Source organism: Paraburkholderia sp. UCT31 (assembly GCF_014397655.1).
Lineage (GTDB): Bacteria > Pseudomonadota > Gammaproteobacteria > Burkholderiales > Burkholderiaceae > Paraburkholderia > Paraburkholderia tuberum.
In genome coordinates, this window is the sequence record NZ_VZQP01000010.1 from 40,857 (window position 1) to 61,711 (window position 20,855).

Below are 20,855 nucleotides of genomic sequence, written 5' to 3' on the forward strand. Positions count from 1 at the left end.
CGGATTATTCGCTTTTATTGACGAAGAGTCGGAATTCGTTCAGGTTGCTGACGCTCGCTTTGCGTGCGAGTCCCGAGTTCTGCGACTTGCTGCTCTTTTCAAACTTATCGGCTGCCGGCGCAGGCGTAGGCGTCGCCCCGACGGGCACGTCTGCGCCATTGGCAACCTTCTGCGTCGCTATGTTCGAGTTCATGCCCAGCGCCACCTGATTTTCCGATTGCCGTGCGCGGCTGGTAATCCAGTCATGGACCTCATCAGGACCGACGTTATATTCCCGCGCGATAAGATGGATTTTCGCCCATTTCACCGTGTCGCCCTTGCCCGTCGCGTAATCGTCAAACTCTGCTGGGGTGATGTCGGCGGTCAGAAGCTGGTTGTACTCGTGGTCGTCAATAAGCGCTACAGGGTCCTCGCCCTCGAACGCCCACACGAGGTCATTCGCATCAAACCGGTTGGGGTCGAGCGATACCGGCTTCAGGTAAGGAAGCGTAACGGTGAGTACAACGCGCGCATCGGCAAACCGCAAGCCAAAGACCTGGGTGCCAGATAAGGAGAACAGGGGTTCCGTGCGCCGCTGGAAGGAAATGAGCGCGGCCGGACCAAACACCTTCAACATGATGTGAAGGTCGCGATAAGCCTGCGCGCCGCCGAAGTAGCTCTCATTGACGCGCCAGTGATGAACCACACTGGGACGAAGCTGGTCGCCTTCGATGCCAAGCGCGCGCATGACCTCGTACTGATTCTTGCGGGCGACATAGCCGTCGCCTTCTTCATTCTCGTTGAGCCACGCGTTCAGGTTCTGCGCCGCGACGCCCGCTGCTTTAGCCAGTTCGGAGCGGCTCGCGCCGCGCAGGCGCCGAAGCGCGTCGAGAACGCGCGTGTCTACGAAGAGGGAATCCATTTTTTGGGTCCTTGATTCAAAACGGAGCGTGACTCACCGCGACGCCAGCGACGGCAGCGATGAAAAAGAGCGCATAGCTGATGTTCACCGAAGCGCTGGAAATCGACCAGGGCTTGGATGTGCGGCGGACGTGCCAATAAAAAGCGGTGGCGCCAAAGACAGCGGCCATTGCGAACAGAATGAGGGTGACTTCCTTCGCGTGCGGGACGTTTAGCGATACGGGGCAGCGACGAATGCCCCACTCGCTCGCGCCGACCGCGAGGATGCCGATGAAGTAAAGAAGCGTGCTTTTCGAGACGTCTGAGCGGTTCATTGGTACCTTATTCCTGTGGGACAGCCAGTCGGCTTTTGTCGGTTACGAGTTCTTTAGCGTTGATGGAGGTGACTTTCCCAAGCCCTGGAACATCCTCACCGGGCCTTACCATTACCGTTTGAGAGGGGCTCACCTGGACCCACGCTGCGTTACTTGCCGCTTTCAGGACATGCGGCGTGAAGCCACTACTGCCAGACACGGCTTCCTCGGCGGCGGATTTGCGAGGCGGCGAATAGGAAAGGTATTGATTCGACGCAGGTGCCTTAATCTCGGTGTACTCGCCTTCATCGGGCGTTGCAGTCGCGGTGGCCTTGCTCGCGCTGACCGTGCGCTTTGTTTGAGCGGGCTGTACGCGCGTATCGACGTTCGAAGCTGCAGCGTCCGAAGGGGGGGCGACGGCGGGAGCCGTGACTGCTCGATGCGGCGCCATTGAATCCCAGGCGCTTACGTGCTTGACCGGATAGGGCTTGAGGACTTCGTGCGTTAAGGGCGGGTCCTGGACGCGGGGTTGCGCAGGCTGTGCCGCCGCCTTTGCTACCACCGGCTGCGGTTGAACTTCCTTCGGAGCCGGCTTCACGACGACAGGTGTCACCGCCGCTGTCACCGGCTGGGCAGCCTTGGCTACGCTCACGCTCGAATGCACTCGCACGACTTCCGGGGCGGGAGCCAGATTGGGCAAGCTGGGTGGAGGCGGTAGGCTGGGCGGGGCCGGAGCTGGAACAGGCGCCTGTACAAGATGCGCCGCCGGAGAAGGCATCTCTCTGTTCGGTTCGGCGGCCGCAGGCGGTTCATGGCGTGATGCAGCGGGCTCTGCGCTCGTATCGTTGACGACGGAGGGGGTGGCTGACTGCGGTGCGGCCTTAAGCGCCGACGCGCTGCCAACGGCGACGGCCGGGCTGCCAACGGCGCTGACCGCGCTCTGGAGGCTTGGCCCAGAAGTCGGCGAAGTCTCTGGCTGCCCTCGATTCATCGACGAAGCCGCGACAGCAGCGAGTACGACGGCCGCGAGGCCTCCCGCAACAAGAGGTGCCTTAGGATGATTAAGTATCGATGCCATGCCGGCCTTTATCTTTTGCTTGACTTTACATTGTAACAGCGCAGCGTGGCCTTTACAAATCAACCGCGTTGCGCTGCTGCTACATTGGGGCCGTTGCTATTTCAGGGAAGGCCCCACGGCACGAGCGACACCGGTGCGCTGTGCAGGCACTTGCCTTGAGCTGTGTCCTCCGTGTCGCCCTGCGGGCAGAACGGGCCGGTGATGGGCATCTCGCATCCAAGGGTGGTCCCGTCCGTGTATGGGGTGTAACCACTTTCGCACTGCGGAACCGCGATTTGCTGTGTGTCTGTGAGGCAAAGGGCTGTCGTTCCCTGATAGCTGATTGGATAGCGGATGGCTGCGGGCGGTATTGGTCCTGTCGTGGTGAGCGGTGCGATGTTCTGGCCCGGCAGCGAGCTGACGGGAAGGAGCTGGTTCCCGTCGAGCGGGTCGATGACGTAGGACGGCAGACTCGACAACATTGAAGTTAGCGGTGTTTGTGTCAACGTGTACGACTGGGGCGGAGCCTGGTTCGTCAGGGGCATCTGGTTGACACGGCTAAATGTGCCGTCCGAGTTCACCAGATACTGGTCGACCTCCGACTGCAGCGTGAACTGATAGTTGCCGCTATTCACGTACGACGCCGGCCCGCAGGTTTCGTACGCCAGCTGATTCTGGAGCACGTTGAGCGTGAACTGCGGGGTAACGACCGCCGCAGGGCTGCCGTCTGCCGCAACCCCGTCGACCGACTGGGACGATACAGTCCAGGGAGTAACGTATTGCAGAATGGCGACGGTCGCGCCGGTGCTACCCATGAGCGAACGCAGGTCGAAGTTCTGCGGACTGCATCCCGGGTTGGAATTGTTCACCAGGCATGTGACACCCGGGTCAGCGGACGTATCGTTCGGATTCGGGTCATACGCGCCGCCAGTATCAATAGTCGTCTCAGGCGTGAGCGTGTTGAAGTTCTGGTCGTCGACGTGATACGTCAGCTTTCCACCGTTCGTATGTGCGAGCGAGGCCGGCAAATTATCGTCAAGTGCCAGTGTGGTGTAAGTGGCCGCCAGAATGCGCGCGGACGACCGGGTGACCGTTGGCATGCCCCAAATCATCTTGCCATTCTGGTCGACATACGCGCTCATGACCACACGGTCCTGCTCAAACGGAATTCGCGAGGGGTCGCAGGTGTAAGTGGTCGTGGTCGTGGTCGTTCCAGAGCCATCGGATGTGCCGCCGTATCCCGCTTCAGGGTTACCCGGCATGCCGGTCGGCCCTGGATAGGCCTCGCCGGGGTGGTCAGACGGATACCAGATGGAACAGTAGCCTTGAGAGTCGCATCCGTATGTAAGCACGCAGTCCGTCTGACCTGCACAGGGGTCAGGGGCGGCGGCGGGGCTTGTATCGGTGGTCGTGGTGGCTACCACAGCCGCGTTGAGGTCGGTCGGAACCTGGACTGACTGCTCGTAGCGGAAAAAGGCCGCAGGAATTCCGTACTTCTTCATGTGGCTGGACATTTGAGCGCCAAGCGCGGCCTTGTTCGCGACGAAAAAGTTGACCGCGTCTCCCTGTATCTGGTCGGCCGTAGGTGGCATTAGTTGACCGGCGCAAACAACGGCAACATCGCCCGGATTCGCACCGTAGTTGATGGCAGGCGGGTTAAGCGAGCACGAAGCGTTATCTCCCGTCGTGCAAGACACGGTGCTTCCGAAAACGGCCTGTGGCGGCGAGAATTTCGGCAGCGCGCCAACGAAGCGCGCCGCCCCCGTGTCGGTCGCACCGGAGGAGGAAATGTTGTAATTGCCGTTCTTTGAGTAGTTCAACCCCCCTACTTTCGTCACCGTATTCGAGGTCCCGGTGTTGTCCACGGTCTGGTGGACAAACATGAGAACGCTACGGTTATCAGTACTGAGCCGGCTCTCCGAAAAAGCCAGCGCAGGCGTTAGAGAAGCAAGAACAATCGCTGTTTTGAAAAGACTTTTCATTGGGTCTCGCTGTAGAATGGCTGTGCTCTGTATAGCGAACGCGCGCAGCGCGCCGACAGCGTTGGCGAGCAGCCACGGATTTTCGCTACACGAAAGAGGTCAACAATTGTAAAGGTGTGGTATGAATCAACCGCTCATGACGTTTGAGGAGCTTAAGGGGAAGGTCGCCGGTCAATGGCCCTTCATCTTTCAGGCCCTCGCACCGCAGTTGAAGGAAGCGATGGAAGCGAACGGGACGCACGTGGCTTGTCCCGTTCATGGGGGCAAGGATGGGTTCCGTTTTTTCAAGGACTGGCAGGAAACCGGAGGCGGATATTGCAATAGCTGCCTTGGCAAGGGTTCCGGCTTCGCGATGCTTGCATGGGTGAATAACTACAGCGGTGCCGACGCCGTGCGTGAGGTTGCGCAGTGGTATCGCGGCGATAGCAGTGCGCCAGCTGTAACGTACCGCCCGCCGCCCCCTCCAGCCAAGAAGAAGGACCCGGCAAAGGCGCGTGCTGACCTATATCGTGTCTGGAAGGATACGCGCCCTCTGCAGGGAACTGCGGCGGAGCTGTATCTTGAAAAGCGCGGAATCTGGAAGCAGAACATCCCGAAGAGCCTGCGGTTTCATCGGGGTTTGTCATACTGGGACAACGAGAAGAAGGAGGACATGGGTACTTTTCCGTGTCTGGTCGCCCCGATGATGAACAAAGACGGCACCCTGATTGCCATCCATCGAACCTACCTTACGCCGGAAGGAAACAAGGCACCGTTCGATGAAGTCAAGAAGGTGATGAGTCCTGCGGGGGATATGCCCGGTTGTGCTATCAAGCTCTTTCCCGCCGGCGAAGTGCTCGGAGTTGCAGAAGGGATTGAGACGGCGCTGGCGGCGCACGCCATCGCGCGCATTCCAGTCTGGTCGTGCTACAACACGACGCTTCTCGCAGCCGTCGACATCCCTGATTCAGTTCGACACGTGGTCATCTGGGCCGACCTGGACCGTCCGGCGGCTAAAACAGGAATTCGGGGTGGTGAACAAGCGGCTAACAAGTTGGCCAAGCGACTTGAGACGGCCGGCAAGACGTACGAAATTCTGTACCCGCACCGGCAGATTCCCGATGGAAAGAAGGGAGTCGATTGGCTCGACGTTCTGGTGGACGACGGCCTTGAGGGCTTTCCGCACGAATGGCGAAACTGGAGAGAACCCGTAGCAGCATGAAACTCATTCAAGCCTCTCGACACGTTCGAGAGGCTTTTTTTACGGCCGTTTAAAGCTGAGACCTATACCTGCGAACGTTTTTACAGTCCGTGGACCTCAGGAGAAACATGCAAAACGGCAACATGGTGAAAAAGCTGATGGCGGCGCAGGCGTCCCTTACCAATGCGCAGAAGGAAATCGCGAAGGAAGTGTTCGAGGGCGTAGCACAAGGCGGCCTCGTGAAGCTGCAACTCAACGGCAAAGGCGACCTGCTTGGACTGACAATCGACCCGTCGGTCATGAGCGAAGACGGCGAGACGGTTGCTGCGCTTGTCAAGACCGCGTACGGGTCCGCGCAGGGAAAGAAGGAGGCGTTCACGAAGAAGAAGCTCGACGTCGCCCAGGGCAGTATCTTGCCGCTCGGCCTGCGACTCCCGGGCATGGGCGCGTAAAGCCCACAAAATCGCTCGAACCGGCCACTCAGGAGTGGCCGTTTTACTTTACAATGCACGGCGGCATCTGGGGCTTCCGCGCTTATCTCGAAAGTGCTCACAATGGCCGCTCAAGGTAGAGACGTTATTTCCGGTACCGTAAAAAACCTCACCTTTCGGAACGAGGAAAACGGGTATTTCATCGCCAAGCTTGACACTGGCGACGGAAAGGAGCCAACGGCGGTACTGGGCTACACCCCGGTCATTGTGGAAGGCGAACACCTGGAGGCGACCGGAACCTTCGAGCGCAGCAAGTGGGGAACACAGTTTAAAGCAGCTTCCGTCCGGGTTGTTCCACCGACGTCGCTCGAAGGTATTGAGAAATACCTGGCGTCGGGCATCAAGGGAATTGGGAAGGCTTTTGCGAAGCGACTGGTTGGCGCGTTCGGAAAGGATGTTTTTAAGGTTATCGACGAGTCACCCGAGCAGCTTGCGGCGGTGAAAGGGATTGGGAAGGTGAAGGCCCAGTCCATCGTTGAGGTCATCACGGAGGCGAAAGCTACCCGCAGCATCATGGTGTTCCTGCATAGCAACGGAATTTCGACCGCGCGCGCCAATCGCATCTTCAAGATGTATGGCGAAAAAGCCGTCGAAAAAATTCAGGAGAACCCGTACGTTCTCTGCCAGGATATCTGGGGCATTGGCTTTGACCTTGCAGACAAGGTCGCTCGGTCAATGGGCTACGCGATGGAGTCCGAGTTCAGGTTGCGCGCGGGCATCCGCTTCGCGGTGATGGAAGCCACGGCGCAGGGTAGCTGCGGCCTTCCCTTGAGCATGGTCATGGCGCGCGCTGCCGATAAGCTGAGCCTTCCAGAGGCCGGCCTCGACAAGGCGCTTAAGGCCGAACTCGATGCGAAGGGCCTCATCCTCGACTCAACCGAAGGTGAGAAGTGCCTTTTCCTGCCAAAGGTGTATAACGCCGAGCGGCAAATCGCCAGCAAGCTCTTCCGGATGTCCCAGCTGCGTCCGCGCACTGTCATCACCGATATCGAAGACAAAATCCTTCACGCCGAGCTGGAGCTCGGTATTGACCTCGAGGAGGCTCAGAAGGAAGCCGTGCGCGTCGCACTGGAAAATCAGGTGACTGTTATTACCGGCGGCCCCGGCACCGGTAAATCGACCATCACAAAGGTCATCACGACCATTTTCCGCGAGGCAGGCGTGACGATGCAACTCGTCGCGCCGACCGGAAAAGCTTCACGGCGCCTTTCTGAAGCTTCGCAGATGGGCGCGCAGACCGTTCACAAGACGTTGGGCGTGGGCGGTAAAGGGCAGTTCAACTTCAACGAGCACAACCAGCTCACGACCGACCTGTTTCTTGGTGATGAATGGTCGATGGTTGACGTTGCCCTCTTCCAGTCCGTCCTGGTCGCACTGCCGTTCTACACGCGCCTCGTCATTCTCGGGGACGTTGACCAGCTCCCCTCGGTTGGCCCGGGCAAGGTCCTGAAGGACATCATCGACTCCGGCGTTATCCCGACCGTTCGGCTTCTGAAGCCTTTCCGTCAGGCTGCCAAGAGCAAAATCATCTCGAACGCGCATAAGGTCAACAACGGCGAAATACCCGACGTCGGCATGGACGAGTCGTCGGATTTTGCCTTTGTTGACCCCGGCTTCAAGGAAGACAAGGCCGCCGGCATCGCGAAGATGCTCGAGTTTATCCGCGACCTTTGGAAAAAGGGCTATGACCCAATCCGCGATGTCCAGGTGCTGGCTCCGCTGAAAAAGGGTGACCTCGGGACCATCGCATTGAACCTGGCGCTCAAAAAGATGCTCAATGGCGACGCGCAGCCGACGCTCGAGCGATTCGGGCAGGTGTTCTCGCCGGGCGATAAGGTTATCCAGAAGAAGAACTCGTACGAGAAGATGGTCTTCAATGGAGACATCGGGTACGTAGCGGAAGTAGACCTCGAGGAAAAAACGGTCACTGTCGACTTCGATGGAAATATCGTGGTGTACGCCGCGAACGAGCTCGAAGAGCTTGACCTTGCCTTCGCGATTACGGTTCACAAAAGCCAGGGTTCGGAGTTTCCGGTGGTCGTGATGCCGCTGGACTCGAGCCACTACGTGATGCTTAAGCGGAACCTGCTGTACACGGCAATGACCCGCGCGAAGAAGTACATGGTTGTCATGGGAACAAAATGGGCTGCCGAGAAGGCCGTCGAAAATAGCCAAATCGATGAGCGCTATTCCAAGCTGAAGGACTGGTTGATTTTCGAGAGCAAGCGCTCGCAGCAATTCGAGGTGCGGGAAGAGGTCCCGGCATGATGAAACGTGGCATAGACGGCGCGCCGCGTAGTTCGCGGCCGCTGAAGGTCATCAACCTCTACGGCCGGCCGCAAGTCGGCAAGACAGCCGTCGCGTCCGGACTGCACTGGCTTATGCGCACGCACGGTCTGAGCGCGGACCGGACGGCCGAATACGCACAGCATCTTTGCCTCGTGGGCACCAAGTGGCAGCTGGCCGAAGACCAGTTCTCAGTCTGCGCGCAGCAGCACCAGTATTTGCTCGTGCGTCGCGGCGCGTACGAGTACGTCATTTCCGACTCGCCGTTGTTACTTTGCGCCTTCTACGCGCCGCGCGACACGCATCCGGCAGCTTTCTATGAAGCGGTCGAGGCGTATGACAGCGCGTTCGAAAACGTCAATTTCTTCCTCACGCGCGAGCCGGCCGCGAACGAGCAGTACGAAAACTCGGGCCGTCGCCACACACAGTCCGAGGCGCTCGCAATGGAGGCCGAGCTGAAAGAGTTTTTGAAGAAGAAGGACATTCCCTACACGGAGCTGGCAATCACGCAGGAAACACCCTGGCTAATCCTGGACCGGCTGTATCCAGGACTCGCCCGTATGCCAGCATTTCAGGACATCTGACTCGATTTCATGACAGAACACCATACACTTTCAATGGCTTTACAGTGCGCAGCCGTAGTATTCGGGCTGGGCGGCAACAAGCTGGTCAACAAGAAGAACATCCTCGGGTTCTACGGATGGATAATCTCAAGTGCCGTGTCGGCGGTGCTCGCTTACATGACCGGGCTGTGGTTGATGACCGGCCTCTATCTGGTCTACCTCTACTTTTCAATCGATGGCATCCGCGAGTGGAGCAAGCCCGGCCCTAACGCTTCAACCGCCGCCGGCCACGCGCCGCCGCCGGTTGCCGCGCGCCTTCAGATAACACCAGGCCGGGTCTGGGCTGTTTTGCGGCAAAAGACCGTCGCCCGGTTTTGCGGGAGCCGGACCGCCATCTGAATTAACGGGCGGGTCAGCTTGGGAATCCGCTCGGGCTGAAGGAGGCCGTGGCGCCTGTTGCTGCGTGTAACATACCGTCTATCGGGAGTTCCTCCCTGGGAGAGACGGTTGGCATATGGCGAAGTTTTCGAAAGCAGAGGTGCTTTACGCTTCCGGCCTTGCGCAGCAGGCTGCAGAGTCCTTGGCAATCGGAGGCGATTATTCGGAGCCAGCGGCGGAACTCGCGGCATGGCTGGAGGATATCGTCCGCGCCCGCGATGGTAACGCACTCTCCGCATTTACGGCGACGCTTGGCGGCCCGGGCACGCCTGCATATGCGTTTGCATGGCGCCAGTTGCGGATGATTTGTTCCGTCTTTTTTCACAAGCATTTTACGCGAGTGTTGTTCGCCATCCCGACCGGGTTCAGTTCACCTCGCGAGCTTGCCTTCCCTTATATCGAGTGTCGGCGGGAAATCGAAGACTCGCTTCAATCTGCACTCGGGTTGCCCTACCTTACGGTCCGGCTGAGCGCCTATCCGTGCAGACTCTCCGCGATAGAACAGCTCGGCCCTCTCGAGCTGGCGGGCTTCGGGGCCGAGCTGGTTGACTATGGCGACAGCCGGAAAATCGCTCCTTCGTGTATTGTCGCCGGCGAGGACCAACTGTTATGGCTGGGAGTTTATAAAGTGGTTGACGACAGCGCTGATGCGATGTTCCCCGCAGAGGCGCCGGCGCGGCTATCAGAGTGGCGAAGGACGGCCGCTGCGGTGCTGTGCGCGGAACTGTTTCGGGGCGAGACGCCCGGACTCGTCAATCTGGCCCCTCCCCTGCGCCTGCCTGATGCAATGCGCGCAACGCGCCTGCGACAGGCTTACACGGACATGATGCTATCGGTCGAAAAGGTTGACGCTGACCGGATAGCCGTTCGCCACTCGAGCGGGCGATTGATTTGGGAGGCGCGCAAGGGCGTCGTCGGACAAGGAGACCGTGGGGACGCGTGGTTGCCGGAGGAGTCGGAAGTAGAAATCCAGAAACTCCTCCAGCGGGTTTGCCGGTTGAGAAACGTTCGGCTGGAAGCGCTTAAGCCTTAAAGTTCCGCACGGAAGCGGGCTTCGTCCCAGACGGGAATGTTGAGGGCGCGCGCCTTGTCGAGTTTCGTGCCGGCAGCGTCGCCGGCGATAACGGCGTACGTTTGTTTCGACACTGAGTCCGAAACCTTGCCGCCGTGCCGTTCGATTTCAGCCTTGATTTCCTCTCGCGGCACCGACAGCGTCCCCGTTACCACGAAACGCTTGCCCGTCCAGTCGACGCCCTCTGCGGCGGCTGCGAGTTCCGCGTCTTGCGGTGCAACGACAGCCTCAAGACGCGCGAGTTCTTCTACGTTGACCGGTGCGTGGAGGAAACCGAGGATGTTCGACGTGGTGACTTCGCCGATGTCGTCAATGTCCATCAACTGCTCTTGGGTCGCGAGTTTGAACGCTGCCCAGGTCTTGAATACGCGCGCAAGCGATTTCGCGGTGTTCTCGCCCACGGTCGGGATACCGAGAGCGTAAATGAAGCGATGGAGCTCCGGCGTGCGGGTCGCGGCAATTGCATCGGCGAGATTCTGCGCGGACTTTTTGGCGTAGCGCGGCAGCTGCATCAGGCGGTCAACGCTCAGGTGGTAAAGGTCCGAAGCGCCCGATGCAATGAGGTCATGCTCGAGCAGCAGTTCCACGGTCGCGTCTCCCAAGCCATCGATATCCATCGCCAGGCGACTGGCGTAGTGAGCGAGGCCATTCGCGCGTTGCGCGCGGCAAGACATCCCCCCTGTGCAGTGATACGCGGCCTTGTCCTCTTCGCGGTGCAACGGCGAGGTGCAAACAGGGCACGCGTCCGGCATCTCGAAGACCTGTTCTGTCCCGTCGCGGCGCTCTTCAATGGACTTGACGATTTCAGGAATGACGTCTCCCGCGCGGCGGATTACGACATGGTCACCGATGCGCAAGTCCTTGCGACGAATTTCATCGAGGTTGTGCAGCGTCGCATTCGACACAGTGGCGCCGCCAACAAATACCGGTTCAAGGCGCGCGACTGGCGTCGCGGCACCGGTGCGGCCAATCTGGATGTCGATAGCGAGCAGTCTCGTGCTGGCTTCCTGCGCGGGAAACTTATAGGCGATGGCCCAGCGCGGCGTGCGTGAGACCCACCCCAGGCGTTTCTGGTCCTCGACGTTATTGAGCTTGAAGACGATGCCGTCAATGTCAAAGGGAAGCGCGTCCCGTTTCTCGCCGACGCTCTGGAAGAAAGCGTCAAGCCCGTCGAAATCGTGAACAACGGTAGTCTCCTCCGACACGGCAAAGCCGAGACTCTTGAGCAGCGCCAGTTGGCCCGTATGCGTGTCCGGCAATTCAAGGTCTCCACACTCGCCAATGCCATAAGCGTAGAACGTCAGTCGACGGCTGGCCGTCACCGCTGGGTCCAGTTGCCGGACGCTGCCGGCGGCGGCATTGCGGCAGTTTTGGAATTCCTTCTCGCCGGCGGCGCGCCGCAGTTCGTTGAGCCTCGCAAGCTCAGCCTTCGGCATCACAATCTCGCCGCGTACTTCGAACCGGGCGGGGACTCCGCCCGCAGGAAACTTGTCACGGAGATTGAGGGGCACGTTACGAATGGTGCGAACTTGCGCCGTGACATTTTCGCCAACTACTCCGTCACCGCGCGTGCCCGCCTGAACCAGGAGGCCGTCGAGATACACGAGCGAGTCGCTCAAGCCGTCGAACTTCAGTTCGCCACACAGTTCTACCGTGCTTCGGCCGAGCTGCTGCTGGAGGCTCGAAAAGAATGCCAATGCTTCGTCGCGGTTCAACGCATCGCGCAGCGACAGCATGGCAATCAAATGCCGTACTTGCTCGAACTCGGCGAGCGGGGCGCCACCCACGCGATGCGAGGGAGAGTCCGGCGTGACGAGTTCCGGATGCGCCGCCTCGAGTGCCTGGAGTTCCCGGAACATCTGGTCATAGTCAGCGTCGGGGATGCTGGGATTGTCCAACACGTGATACTGGTGGCTGTGGTGCTCGATGTCCTTGCGCAGCGCGGCGGCGCGTTCACTGATACTGACGGCGACGTTCATTGGGATGTCCTAGGTGTGGCGGCGAATAAGAAAAAACACATCGGCTGAGCGACTGGCGGCCACGCTCAACTTCAAAGAGGTGTACTACCTAACTCGAAAGCGACGTTAAAGCGAATTTCCCGCAACGAAGGGCTTTTGTTGCATGCGCGCACGATGCGTTCATTTGCCCAATGTTCTCGAAACAGCACTGCGGTGTGATGCGCATACGCTTGATACATCCGCGCGTCCGGCTCAGCCATGCGGCCGGCATCCACTGTGTCCATGTAGGAAGCGGCCTCCCATAGAAAAGAGACGGCGAGTTCCTCGCTGACAAGGGTGGGGATGTCGTTGGTCAGGTTCATTTGTCAATTTTACCACGCTGCCACACCTTCAGAGCTGAATTGTTAAGGTTGCGCGGTGCCGGATGTTTGTAAAGCTGACGACGCAGACAAAGAAAAGCCCGCCGTAGAAGGCGGGCTTTTGAGCGACTGAGCGCTTACATCAGAAGTTGTACAGGGCGCCGATTTGGCCTTGCACCATGTGCACCTGGCCTTCGCCGGCCGTGCGGAACTTGTAGTCCACGCCAGCGCGAGCCGTCCAGTTCTTCGTGACCGCATAGTCGACGCCGACACCCAGGACCGGCGTCACGCCGTCAGCGCTCATGCCCGAGTTGGACACGTGCTGGAAGGCCAGGCCGGTCTTCGCGAACGGGTGCAGGCCGTAGCCCACGTCCGTGCCGGCGAGCACGTCGGTTTCGATTTCCGTCAGGTTGTACTTCGAACCGTCGCCGGCCTTGAAGCCTTCGCTGTTCGATACCGATGCTTCGACGTTGACAATCGGATTGAGCTTGACGCCAGCCGTCAGCTTTTCGCCGACGCTGTTCTTCTCGTCAGCACCCTTCGTCAGGTGGCTTTCGGTGACGGAGACACCGAAGTACTTGTCGCTGGACTGAGCGTGTGCGCCAGCGGAAGCGATGAGGCTGAGGGCTGCTGCTGCCAGAAGAGCTTTACGCATGAGGTGATTCTCCACGTTGGTTAAGGGAGCACTCGTCGGTGCCGTGCGTTGTGTAGAGAGAAAATTACCGTTGTTTATATGCAACACGTACCGAGGGGGTCGGTCGAACGCGTCGTTGCGACCGCATCGGATAAACGCAATGTCTAAAAGAGTTTTCTCGCTAAAAGGGATGCCGTGTACGCGTTGATATCTTTTGTGTTTGGGCTGCTGTTCGGAAGTTACGGCAATAGCGTCGTGCATCGACTGCCTCGACGCATGCACGCGGATTGGGAGGCCGAGGCTCGAGACGTTTTGGGACAACCGGCAAGAACGGATGCCGACACGACGTTAGTATCCAAGCGCTCACACTGCCCGCATTGCAAGGCGACGATAGCCTGGTACGACAATCTGCCGCTGCTCAGCTGGCTCGTCTTAAGGGCGAAATGCCGCATGTGCTCAGCGCCGATTTCCGCCCGGTATTTCGTCCTCGAACTCGCTGGCGGCCTGATTGGGCTAGGTGCGTACGACCTCTACGGTTTTACTGTCGCGGCACTGGCGCTAGGGACGGCCGGATTGATGCTGCTGTACCTGTCGGCCATTGATATCGAGCATCAGTTGCTCCCGGACGTGCTGGTGTTTCCGCTATTGTGGGTAGGTCTTTTCGCCGCAACTCAGGGATGGACTGTGCGTCCTGCAGAAAGCATTGAAGGCGCGTTGTTTGGCTATCTGCTGTTGGCGACCCCGGCGTGGATATTCAAGCTGATTCGGCATAAAGAGGGAATGGGGGGTGGCGACTTGAAGCTCCTGATGGCGCTCGGCGCTTTCCTCGGGATAGCCGGCGTGGTGGGCACGCTCCTGGTGGCGAGTGTGGCGGCCGTTGTCATCCACCTGGGGCTCATCGCAGCAAAAAAGGCACATTGGCAAAGCCGGACGCCTTTCGGCCCTTTCCTGGTCGCCGGGGGGGTGGTGAGTTTTGTGACTATTCATTTTGATTGGCTTCGTTTGCCCGCGTTCTAAGACGCAATCGTTCCACCTGCTCGCATCTCAACGCAAAAGCCCAACGACTAGTCGTTGGGCTTTTGCGTTACGGCCGGTGCATGCCTACCGCGTGCCAGGCGTCTTGTTCTGCCGGATGATGATGTCTTGCAGACTGTGAATGGCGCCGTTCTGAATGATAGCGCTGCTGACAGGGTCCATCTTTAACGTTTGGATGTGCAGGCGACCATTCTCGAGCCGCTGGTGCACAAACATCTGGAGACTGGCCGCGAGCATGGTTCGGACCTCCTTCTCCCCGTTCGCATGCGCGGCGAGCGAAATAAGCCGCGAAATTCCCGAGACAATGTCTTTGGCATGCAGCGTGGTAATTACAAGGTGCCCGTCGAGTGCAACCTGAATTAGCTCGTACGCAGCCTCGCGGGAGCGGACCTCGCCAAACATGAGCATGGAATGCTGGCCTGCTGGGAAGCAGCGCAACGCATCCATGATGGCCTGCGTGAAACCAGTTTTCGATGCATCGATTTGCTCACAGTAGCCGCGCTCGCCGTAGAAACCTTCAAGGGGGTATTCTGGCGGGTCTTCAACCGTTAGGCCGTAGCCGCCAAACCTTTTCAGGCGCGAGGCCATAATGCCGGTGGCGGTCGTGGTCTTGCCGCTACCCGCCGTCCCCCCGATGATGATAAGGCCGCCCGTGCGCTGCAGCTCCTCGTTGGTCAACATCGCATGTTGCGCAGCCGACAAACCAAGCTTATCCAGTTCGGGAAGGGCGGGCTGAAAGCGTCGTGCCGCGTACAGACCGGGGCGAACCAGTTGCAAGCGGAACCGGTAAGCGCCGACGGCGATAACAAAGTTGTGCGGGTCGGGAACGCCGGCCGATAAGGCGCTGTTCGCGGCCATCTGCATCAGCCGCGCCAGCTCTAAGGCCTCAGGCTCGACGTCGAGAAGTCTTTTCTGCCCCGGAAACAACACCGACTGGCCAACATCAATGAGATTGATGCGCCAGTCGGTGTATTTCGCGAAAAGGGCCTCGTTAGGAGCGCCCATGTTCATTAGCGACCGAACGTGAAGACCATGGTGTTGGTCGCGTTGTTGCATTGCGTGCCGAGCGTGGTGCGGTTCAGCACGCCGCCGTCAGCCTTGACCACCGTGCCGCCAACGGAGATGATGCGCATCGTGCGTTCCATGCCGACCGCGACGTCAACGCACTCCTGCTGCGGAATGTTCGTGTAGGTCAGGGCGATACCGTCGCTCGCGGTCACGATGGTGGCGACCGCCGGCGTGATGGTGCCGCCCCAGCGGTCGGCCAATGCGGCTCCGTTCACATACTCGGGCGGGAATACGTCCAGACCAATGAGGCCCGCTGTGGTCACGCCCGCGAAGTTCGGCTGCGTCGCGTAGTTCTTCTGGATTTTAGCGACGATGGCCGGCAGCGCACTGGTTTCGGCGTTCGATTTGTTGCTTGCGAGCAGGCTTGGCACCACTGCGAAGCCGACATAGATGACCGCCGCTGCGATAGCGAGGACGATGGCCAGCTCAATCAGGGTAAAGCCGCTCTGTTTCTTACGTTGCTTCATGATATCTCCGGTTTAATGGGCGAGGCCCTTAAGGTCCCTGCTTTGTATAGGCAACATTTTTAGATGACCCTTGCCTTTGGGAATTTGCGAGTAATTGGCACAACTAACGACGTGGCACTCAAGATTGACGGGAAGCCGGCGGCTGCGTCAGTGGGCGGCGTTCATGGTGCTCTGGATTTCCTGACGAGCCTGCTGCGCGGTCAGCATCACGGCGCCAATCATCATGGCGAGTGTCATGCCGGACAGTGCCATGAGCACGGTATTCATAATCTTTGCTTTCTTCGTGACGCTCACGGACACCTTTTCAATGGCCTGGTTGCCGATTTTCCCGAGCGCGTCCTGAAAGGAGGAGCGTTCGCCATAGTCGACGACACGCTCGTAGAGGTCTTCTGGCAAGATGCCCGTGTCGAAGGCCTTGGCCGGCGCGGCCGACTCCTCATCAAGCAACAGGAGAATTCGATTGATGTGCCAAGCCATCCATCGTGAGCCGAAGCTGCGGATTGCCGTCAACGACCCGACCAGGCTCGAGCCTGATTGCATAAGTCCGCCCAGAGACACGAGCGTGACCGCACCGAAGTAGTCCCGGTAAAGGCTGTAGGGGATGTACTTGTCGACCTTCACCCGTGCGGCACCGCTCCAGTTGGGAAGCGACCATGCGAATGCGACGATTGCCAACGCTAGCGCAACGGCGCCCGGTGCGCCCAGATTCACGACAGCGGTAGAGACCGTGTTGAGCAGCTTGCCCAGCTTCGGCCAATGGTCAACAGGCACTACAACCTTCAGGATTGGCGCCATGAACTGCTGGAATCCAACGAGCATCCCGATAATCATCGAGCTCACGATGACGGGGGTGACGATAGCGCCTATCAGTGTCGCCTTGATTTTCTCAATCGCCCGGACGTTCTCGGCGAGAAACGCAAGCCCCTTGGGCAGGTCGCCTGATGTCTCCGCAGCAACCAGGATGAGGCTGTCCATCGGAGGCACTGTTCCCTTGACGGCGCCAGAAAAGCTCATCGTGTCCATGCGCTTGAGCCAGAGCGAATAAAGCGCGGCCAGGGGCGAGCCCTTCTTGTGCTCACGCTTGATATGCTTTTGCAGGAACACAACGAGGACAGCCTTGTCTTTAAGCGATTCCGCGAGGTCTTCATAGAAGTTTGCGCGCTGCTTCGCAAACTTGCGCTTCCCGCGACTGATTGCGCTAGGGCTGTAGCTCGTGGGCAGCGCTGAGGGGTGGCGGGAGTTCTTTCCAGAACCCCCGATGGGCTGTGTCAGTATCTTGAGCAGGCTCATGGGTGCGCGTCTTTCTTTGGGGTGTGTAGGCGGTACGTTTCGAACGGCTCAAAGGAACCCTCAATGAGGCGGGGGTCAATCAGACCCTGCGACATTTTGTATAGTGAGTGCTCGAAGGCCGTTTTCCCGGTGCAGTCCGGTTCATCGAATGCGGCCGTGCGGCTGCCTCGCCAATACTCCTCGGCCTCCAGGTCGTCGCCGTCCCGCAGAAACTTGAGGAACTGGCTATCCGGCACGATGATTTCAGCTGCCACCGTCTGGCCCTTCACGCCCCTCTGCTTACACGCGGGGCATCCCTCCGGATGTGCGATGCGAATCGACTCCGGGCTTACGCCGAACTTGGTCTTGATAAGCTCGAGATACGCGTCGGGCAGGTTGCCCACGGCCGGCAGCTTGCACTCGCCACAGGTCAAAGGAATCAGCTTCTGATAGACCAGCGCGGAGATGAAGTTGCGCGAGGAGAGCGTGGTCCGCATCAGCCCGATTTCTTCCGACGTCAGCCGCTCAATGATTTCCGGCGCGGAGGCTGCGTGGACCGTCGTATAGACCTGGTGGCCCGACTGAACCATGGACTTGAGCAATGACCCAGTTTCCTGGTCGCGCACTTCACCGACCATGATGACGTCAGGGTCCGCACGCATGAGTACCCGCATTGCGGCTGCGAACGGGTTGCTGCTACCCCCCGCTGCGGTCGACTGGGTTTCTGCGGTACGCTGAACTGACCACTGGCTGACGCCTTCCATCTTGTACTCGGCGGGGTCTTCCACCGAATACGATTTCCATGTGTGCCGTTCGGGGTCCATGGTCATCAAGGTCTTCAACGTGGTCGATTTACCTGACCCGGTGACGCCTGCGATGATGATGGTACCAACCGTTTTCCGGGCCGCGAGGTCCAGGTCTTTCTGGTGCGATGGGCTGTACCCGAGTTGTGGAAGACTCGCAGTGGGCCTGTTCGAGTCATCGGTGTAGAGGACGCGAAGTACGACGTCAAGGCCGCCTTCAACAGGCACGGTCGTATATCGAAGGCGCAGGTTGCGTCCGGCAATCTTGGACAGGGGCACCGTGCAGTTCTGGGGTACCCGGTGGTTGTAGGCGGGATGCGAGCGCGACTTTTCTTCCGCGAGCTTTGTGAACGCAACCCCTGCCGAATCATTGAGGGCTACCGACGGGTAGCTAGGGCCCTTTCGCAAAAGGCCGTCAATGCGGAAGAGGACTGTGCTAATGTCGTCCGCCTCCCGGATAAGGAAGTGGATGTCTGTCGCCCCTTCACGTACTGCATCGGCGATGATGGACTCAAAGGTCTCGACCGACTCCGCCTTCTTGGTGACGACGGTGCCAAAGCCGTTTTGCTTGGCTCGAAGCGCGCGGCGTTGTTCCTGGTCATAGATGATGCCCAGAATCCCGGGGTTACTCGCGATGTAGGTCCGTGCCACAGCAATTTCGCTGCGGTGCGCGCGTTGCAGCAGCGTCATGTAATGCTGGCTGCCGTAGAATGCGTCGGAGCATACCAGGAGCACTTCCGCTGCGCTCGTTTCAAGCAGCGCGACTTCCTTATGCATGAAGTCGGCAATGGGAAGCTTCCCCTCTGGGGCCGTGAGGACTTCGTCGAATTGCTCGAGTTCCTCCCACGAATGCAGGCGAGGAATGCTTACGTCAACCTGCCGGTCGTTCGCCGACGCGCCTGCACCGCTCCCATCCGCGCGGGAGTTTGCCGTAGGACGAGTCTCTGCCTTGACCTTCCTGCGGTTCAGGACACCTTTAAACATATGTTCGGGATAGCTGGTTAATGTTTGGGCGGCGCATCTGCCGGCAGGCTCGAGACGCTCGTAATCGCGCGCGCTTCGGGAATCTGGGGCGGAAGCGCGTTACCGCCAGTCGTCCCACCAGCGCCAGGAAGTCCACCGCCTGACATGCCGCTGACACCGGGGATGCCCAAAAAGCTGCCGAGTCCGTTCTGCGCGGGGCTCGCGAACTTTTGTGCGTCGGCGCTGCTCCCAATGGTGCCCGCCGAGAGGAAGACTTCCTTCGTCGTCACCGCGTAGTGAGCGCCCTTTCCCTTGCCGACCTTCACTTTTTTTGTAAAAGATACCTTGACAGGCGTGATTTCGGTCACGGTCCAGTCGCCCACGGCCATCGACGACCGACGGGAAATCGGTACATAGTTACCGTTGAAAATGACTTCAGCGGAAAGGTCGTTGCCGAGTCCGTAAATTCCGCTAACCTCAATGTCGTCATCGACATGAGCCGTTGGCGCCGTCGCTGCAGGCAAAGGCGGCAGCCCGCCGGCTGCGGCGCTGCCTTGGCTCGCGCCCGGCTGGGAGACGGCCCCGTTGGCTTTGTTGCGCTCGTCGGAAATCTTGTTTTCGAGCTGCTGCATTTTCAGCCGCGCGTTCGCATTTGCGATATCGGCCACCGTTGGCACGGCGTTGACAGGCAGCGAAGTCGGGGCTGATTCGGACGCCGGGGCAGCGGGGGTAACGGCGGTGGCGGCTGTTGCGACGCCGGCGAGTGTAAGCAGGACTGCCGGCAGCAGGGCCTTAACCTTAATTGACATAGTATTTCGCCTTTACTTTAAAGGTGATGGTTGTGTCGGAAAGCTGCATCGTTAGGCTGTCGAAGGCGGTCGCTTGCGGCAACGCGGCCAGTGCGTCTGTCGCCCACCACGGACCGGACACTTCGATAGACCCTTCACTGATAAGTCGCGCAGGGGTTCCTGTTGCGCCCGGAGGTATCGCGTACGGCACGGGGTCCGTTACCGTATAGGCGATATCCAGGCTCTTGTATGCCTGGAGCGCGCCGAGGTGCTCGCGAAGGAAGCTAGCCTTGCTAACGACATCCTTCGTTGCGATGCCTGGGGTCAGTGGAGACTTCGGTGGCAACGAATAGGTAATCTTGTCGCCCGTCGGGCTGTAGACAATCGCTACGCCTTCCGGCGGCTGAAACGTCGCGTTGGTCCCGTCGACGCTTGTCCACGTAAAGGTGCACCCATCGCGCGTGCAGTCGACCTGGGTGAGAGTCCAGCCGTTGTTATCCACGGCGACCTCGGCGAGCCAGGCCTTGATGGTTTTGACTGTCGCGTTGAGCGGAAGGGATTGGTGCAGCTGGGTGGTCACCGAGTCCGTGTACAGCTTTTCGATGTCAACAACCTGTCGCGCGAGCGCTTCCTGCTCTGCCTTGTGCTTCTTGTGGAGGCTATACCCCCAGTTTGCCGCGATAGCGCCGGCAATCAGAAAGACTACAAGCGCGCCGAGCCGGAGCTGGTTATCTGCAATCGTCTTGAGCTGGGCGCGTTTGACCGATTTCGCGTCCGCGAGCAGGCGGTCCATGCCCAACGCCACGGAATCGGGGAAAGCGGCACTATTCCCGTACACCGTGACTGCGCCGCCCACCATGGAAATGAAGAGCTGCGCCGCGCTGACGATGTCACCAACAGGCCCGTGGCCGTCGAAGCCGACCATTGGAAGACCGTCCTTGATAGCGCACAAGGTGGCCGAGTCGCCTCGCTCGAAAACGTAGACGGCATTTTTGGCGATGCCGTCGACCCCTGCAAAGAGTGCTGTGAGCGAGTACACCTTGCCCGGCACGTCCGGCAAGCGAATAGCCGGGAGGAAACCGACGACCGTCTCGTCTTCGCTTGCGAACTCGACGTAGCGTGCCGCGCCCAGGTCTTTCCCCTGACTGAGCCGCTCTACCGAAGCCTTCTGAAGACCCGGCAGCGCGACCCAGTCCAGTCCGCTAACAAGACTCAACCCCTCGGCTTCGAAGACGTGAAAGTCCACAGG

At 59.4% G+C, this 20,855-nt stretch carries 20 protein-coding genes; 7 read left to right on the forward strand and 13 right to left on the reverse strand.

The annotated features are described in order from the left end of the window. Nucleotides 1-4: 4 nt before the first annotated feature. The 4 genes from F6X40_RS10520 to F6X40_RS10535 all read right to left on the reverse strand — a co-directional run bounded on the left by F6X40_RS10520 (nucleotide 5) and on the right by F6X40_RS10535 (nucleotide 4,232). Nucleotides 5-901 (reverse strand): helix-turn-helix domain-containing protein, encoded by an 897-nt coding sequence (locus F6X40_RS10520; protein ID WP_187627770.1) that lies wholly within the window; start codon nucleotides 899-901, stop codon nucleotides 5-7. Nucleotides 902-917: 16 nt separating this feature from the next. Further along, on the reverse strand, nucleotides 918-1,214 hold the full coding sequence (locus F6X40_RS10525) for a hypothetical protein (RefSeq protein WP_187627771.1): 297 nt from the start codon (nucleotides 1,212-1,214) through the stop codon (nucleotides 918-920). Nucleotides 1,215-1,221: 7 nt separating this feature from the next. Next, nucleotides 1,222-1,845, reverse strand: a complete 624-nt coding sequence (locus tag F6X40_RS10530) for a hypothetical protein (protein WP_187627772.1) — start codon at nucleotides 1,843-1,845, stop codon at nucleotides 1,222-1,224. Between the two features lie 527 nt (nucleotides 1,846-2,372). Beyond that, on the reverse strand, nucleotides 2,373-4,232 hold the full coding sequence (locus F6X40_RS10535) for a hypothetical protein (protein WP_187627773.1): 1,860 nt from the start codon (nucleotides 4,230-4,232) through the stop codon (nucleotides 2,373-2,375). 121 nt (nucleotides 4,233-4,353) lie between these two features. On the opposite strand from F6X40_RS10535, the gene F6X40_RS10540 reads away from it, so the two are divergent. The 6 genes from F6X40_RS10540 to F6X40_RS10565 all read left to right on the forward strand — a co-directional run bounded on the left by F6X40_RS10540 (nucleotide 4,354) and on the right by F6X40_RS10565 (nucleotide 10,223). Continuing rightward, the gene (locus tag F6X40_RS10540; RefSeq protein ID WP_187627774.1) at nucleotides 4,354-5,433 is read left to right on the forward strand and encodes a toprim domain-containing protein; all 1,080 of its coding nucleotides are present in this window, start codon (nucleotides 4,354-4,356) and stop codon (nucleotides 5,431-5,433) included. 107 nt (nucleotides 5,434-5,540) lie between these two features. Beyond that, on the forward strand, nucleotides 5,541-5,864 hold the full coding sequence (locus F6X40_RS10545; protein WP_187627775.1) for a YbaB/EbfC family nucleoid-associated protein: 324 nt from the start codon (nucleotides 5,541-5,543) through the stop codon (nucleotides 5,862-5,864). Nucleotides 5,865-5,966: 102 nt separating this feature from the next. Further along, nucleotides 5,967-8,171, forward strand: a complete 2,205-nt coding sequence (locus tag F6X40_RS10550; RefSeq protein ID WP_187627776.1) for an ATP-dependent RecD-like DNA helicase — start codon at nucleotides 5,967-5,969, stop codon at nucleotides 8,169-8,171. Then, nucleotides 8,168-8,773, forward strand: a complete 606-nt coding sequence (locus F6X40_RS10555; RefSeq protein ID WP_187627777.1) for an AAA family ATPase — start codon at nucleotides 8,168-8,170, stop codon at nucleotides 8,771-8,773. The genes F6X40_RS10550 and F6X40_RS10555 overlap by 4 nt, the downstream gene beginning before the upstream one ends. Nucleotides 8,774-8,782: 9 nt before the next feature. Next, nucleotides 8,783-9,151 (forward strand): nicotinamide mononucleotide transporter, encoded by a 369-nt coding sequence (locus tag F6X40_RS10560; RefSeq protein WP_187627778.1) that lies wholly within the window; start codon nucleotides 8,783-8,785, stop codon nucleotides 9,149-9,151. A gap of 115 nt (nucleotides 9,152-9,266) precedes the next feature. Next, the gene (locus F6X40_RS10565; RefSeq protein WP_187627779.1) at nucleotides 9,267-10,223 is read left to right on the forward strand and encodes a hypothetical protein; all 957 of its coding nucleotides are present in this window, start codon (nucleotides 9,267-9,269) and stop codon (nucleotides 10,221-10,223) included. On the opposite strand, the gene ligA is transcribed toward F6X40_RS10565, so the two are convergent. The 3 genes from ligA to F6X40_RS10580 all read right to left on the reverse strand — a co-directional run bounded on the left by ligA (nucleotide 10,220) and on the right by F6X40_RS10580 (nucleotide 13,234). Further along, nucleotides 10,220-12,241 carry an NAD-dependent DNA ligase LigA gene (ligA, locus tag F6X40_RS10570; protein WP_187627780.1) on the reverse strand — a complete coding sequence of 674 codons (2,022 nt, stop codon included), beginning with the start codon at nucleotides 12,239-12,241 and terminating at the stop codon, nucleotides 10,220-10,222. The genes F6X40_RS10565 and ligA overlap by 4 nt on opposite strands. 71 nt (nucleotides 12,242-12,312) lie before the next feature. Next, complete coding sequence (locus F6X40_RS10575) at nucleotides 12,313-12,582, reverse strand: hypothetical protein (RefSeq protein WP_187627781.1); 270 nt, start codon at nucleotides 12,580-12,582, stop codon at nucleotides 12,313-12,315. 139 nt (nucleotides 12,583-12,721) lie between these two features. Further along, nucleotides 12,722-13,234 (reverse strand): outer membrane protein, encoded by a 513-nt coding sequence (locus F6X40_RS10580; RefSeq protein ID WP_187627782.1) that lies wholly within the window; start codon nucleotides 13,232-13,234, stop codon nucleotides 12,722-12,724. A 174-nt stretch (nucleotides 13,235-13,408) separates the two neighbouring features. Between F6X40_RS10580 and F6X40_RS10585 the strand changes: the two genes are divergently transcribed. Further along, entirely contained in the window at nucleotides 13,409-14,230 is an 822-nt protein-coding gene (locus F6X40_RS10585) for a prepilin peptidase (protein WP_187627783.1), read from the forward strand. A gap of 84 nt (nucleotides 14,231-14,314) precedes the next feature. On the opposite strand, the gene F6X40_RS10590 is transcribed toward F6X40_RS10585, so the two are convergent. The 6 genes from F6X40_RS10590 to pilO2 all read right to left on the reverse strand — a co-directional run bounded on the left by F6X40_RS10590 (nucleotide 14,315) and on the right by pilO2 (nucleotide 20,852). After that, nucleotides 14,315-15,259, reverse strand: coding sequence for an ATPase, T2SS/T4P/T4SS family (locus F6X40_RS10590; protein ID WP_187627784.1), 945 nt, complete (start codon nucleotides 15,257-15,259; stop codon nucleotides 14,315-14,317). Beyond that, the gene (locus F6X40_RS10595; RefSeq protein ID WP_187627929.1) at nucleotides 15,259-15,783 is read right to left on the reverse strand and encodes a type 4 pilus major pilin; all 525 of its coding nucleotides are present in this window, start codon (nucleotides 15,781-15,783) and stop codon (nucleotides 15,259-15,261) included. The genes F6X40_RS10590 and F6X40_RS10595 overlap by 1 nt, the downstream gene beginning before the upstream one ends. Before the next feature lie 147 nt (nucleotides 15,784-15,930). Next, complete coding sequence (locus F6X40_RS10600; protein WP_187627785.1) at nucleotides 15,931-17,073, reverse strand: hypothetical protein; 1,143 nt, start codon at nucleotides 17,071-17,073, stop codon at nucleotides 15,931-15,933. After that, nucleotides 17,070-18,839, reverse strand: coding sequence for a GspE/PulE family protein (locus tag F6X40_RS10605; protein ID WP_187627786.1), 1,770 nt, complete (start codon nucleotides 18,837-18,839; stop codon nucleotides 17,070-17,072). The genes F6X40_RS10600 and F6X40_RS10605 overlap by 4 nt, the downstream gene beginning before the upstream one ends. A gap of 17 nt (nucleotides 18,840-18,856) precedes the next feature. Beyond that, nucleotides 18,857-19,486 (reverse strand): hypothetical protein, encoded by a 630-nt coding sequence (locus F6X40_RS10610; RefSeq protein WP_187627787.1) that lies wholly within the window; start codon nucleotides 19,484-19,486, stop codon nucleotides 18,857-18,859. Nucleotides 19,487-19,616: 130 nt separating this feature from the next. Next, complete coding sequence (gene pilO2, locus F6X40_RS10615; RefSeq protein ID WP_187627788.1) at nucleotides 19,617-20,852, reverse strand: type 4b pilus protein PilO2; 1,236 nt, start codon at nucleotides 20,850-20,852, stop codon at nucleotides 19,617-19,619. Nucleotides 20,853-20,855: the final 3 nt, after the last annotated feature.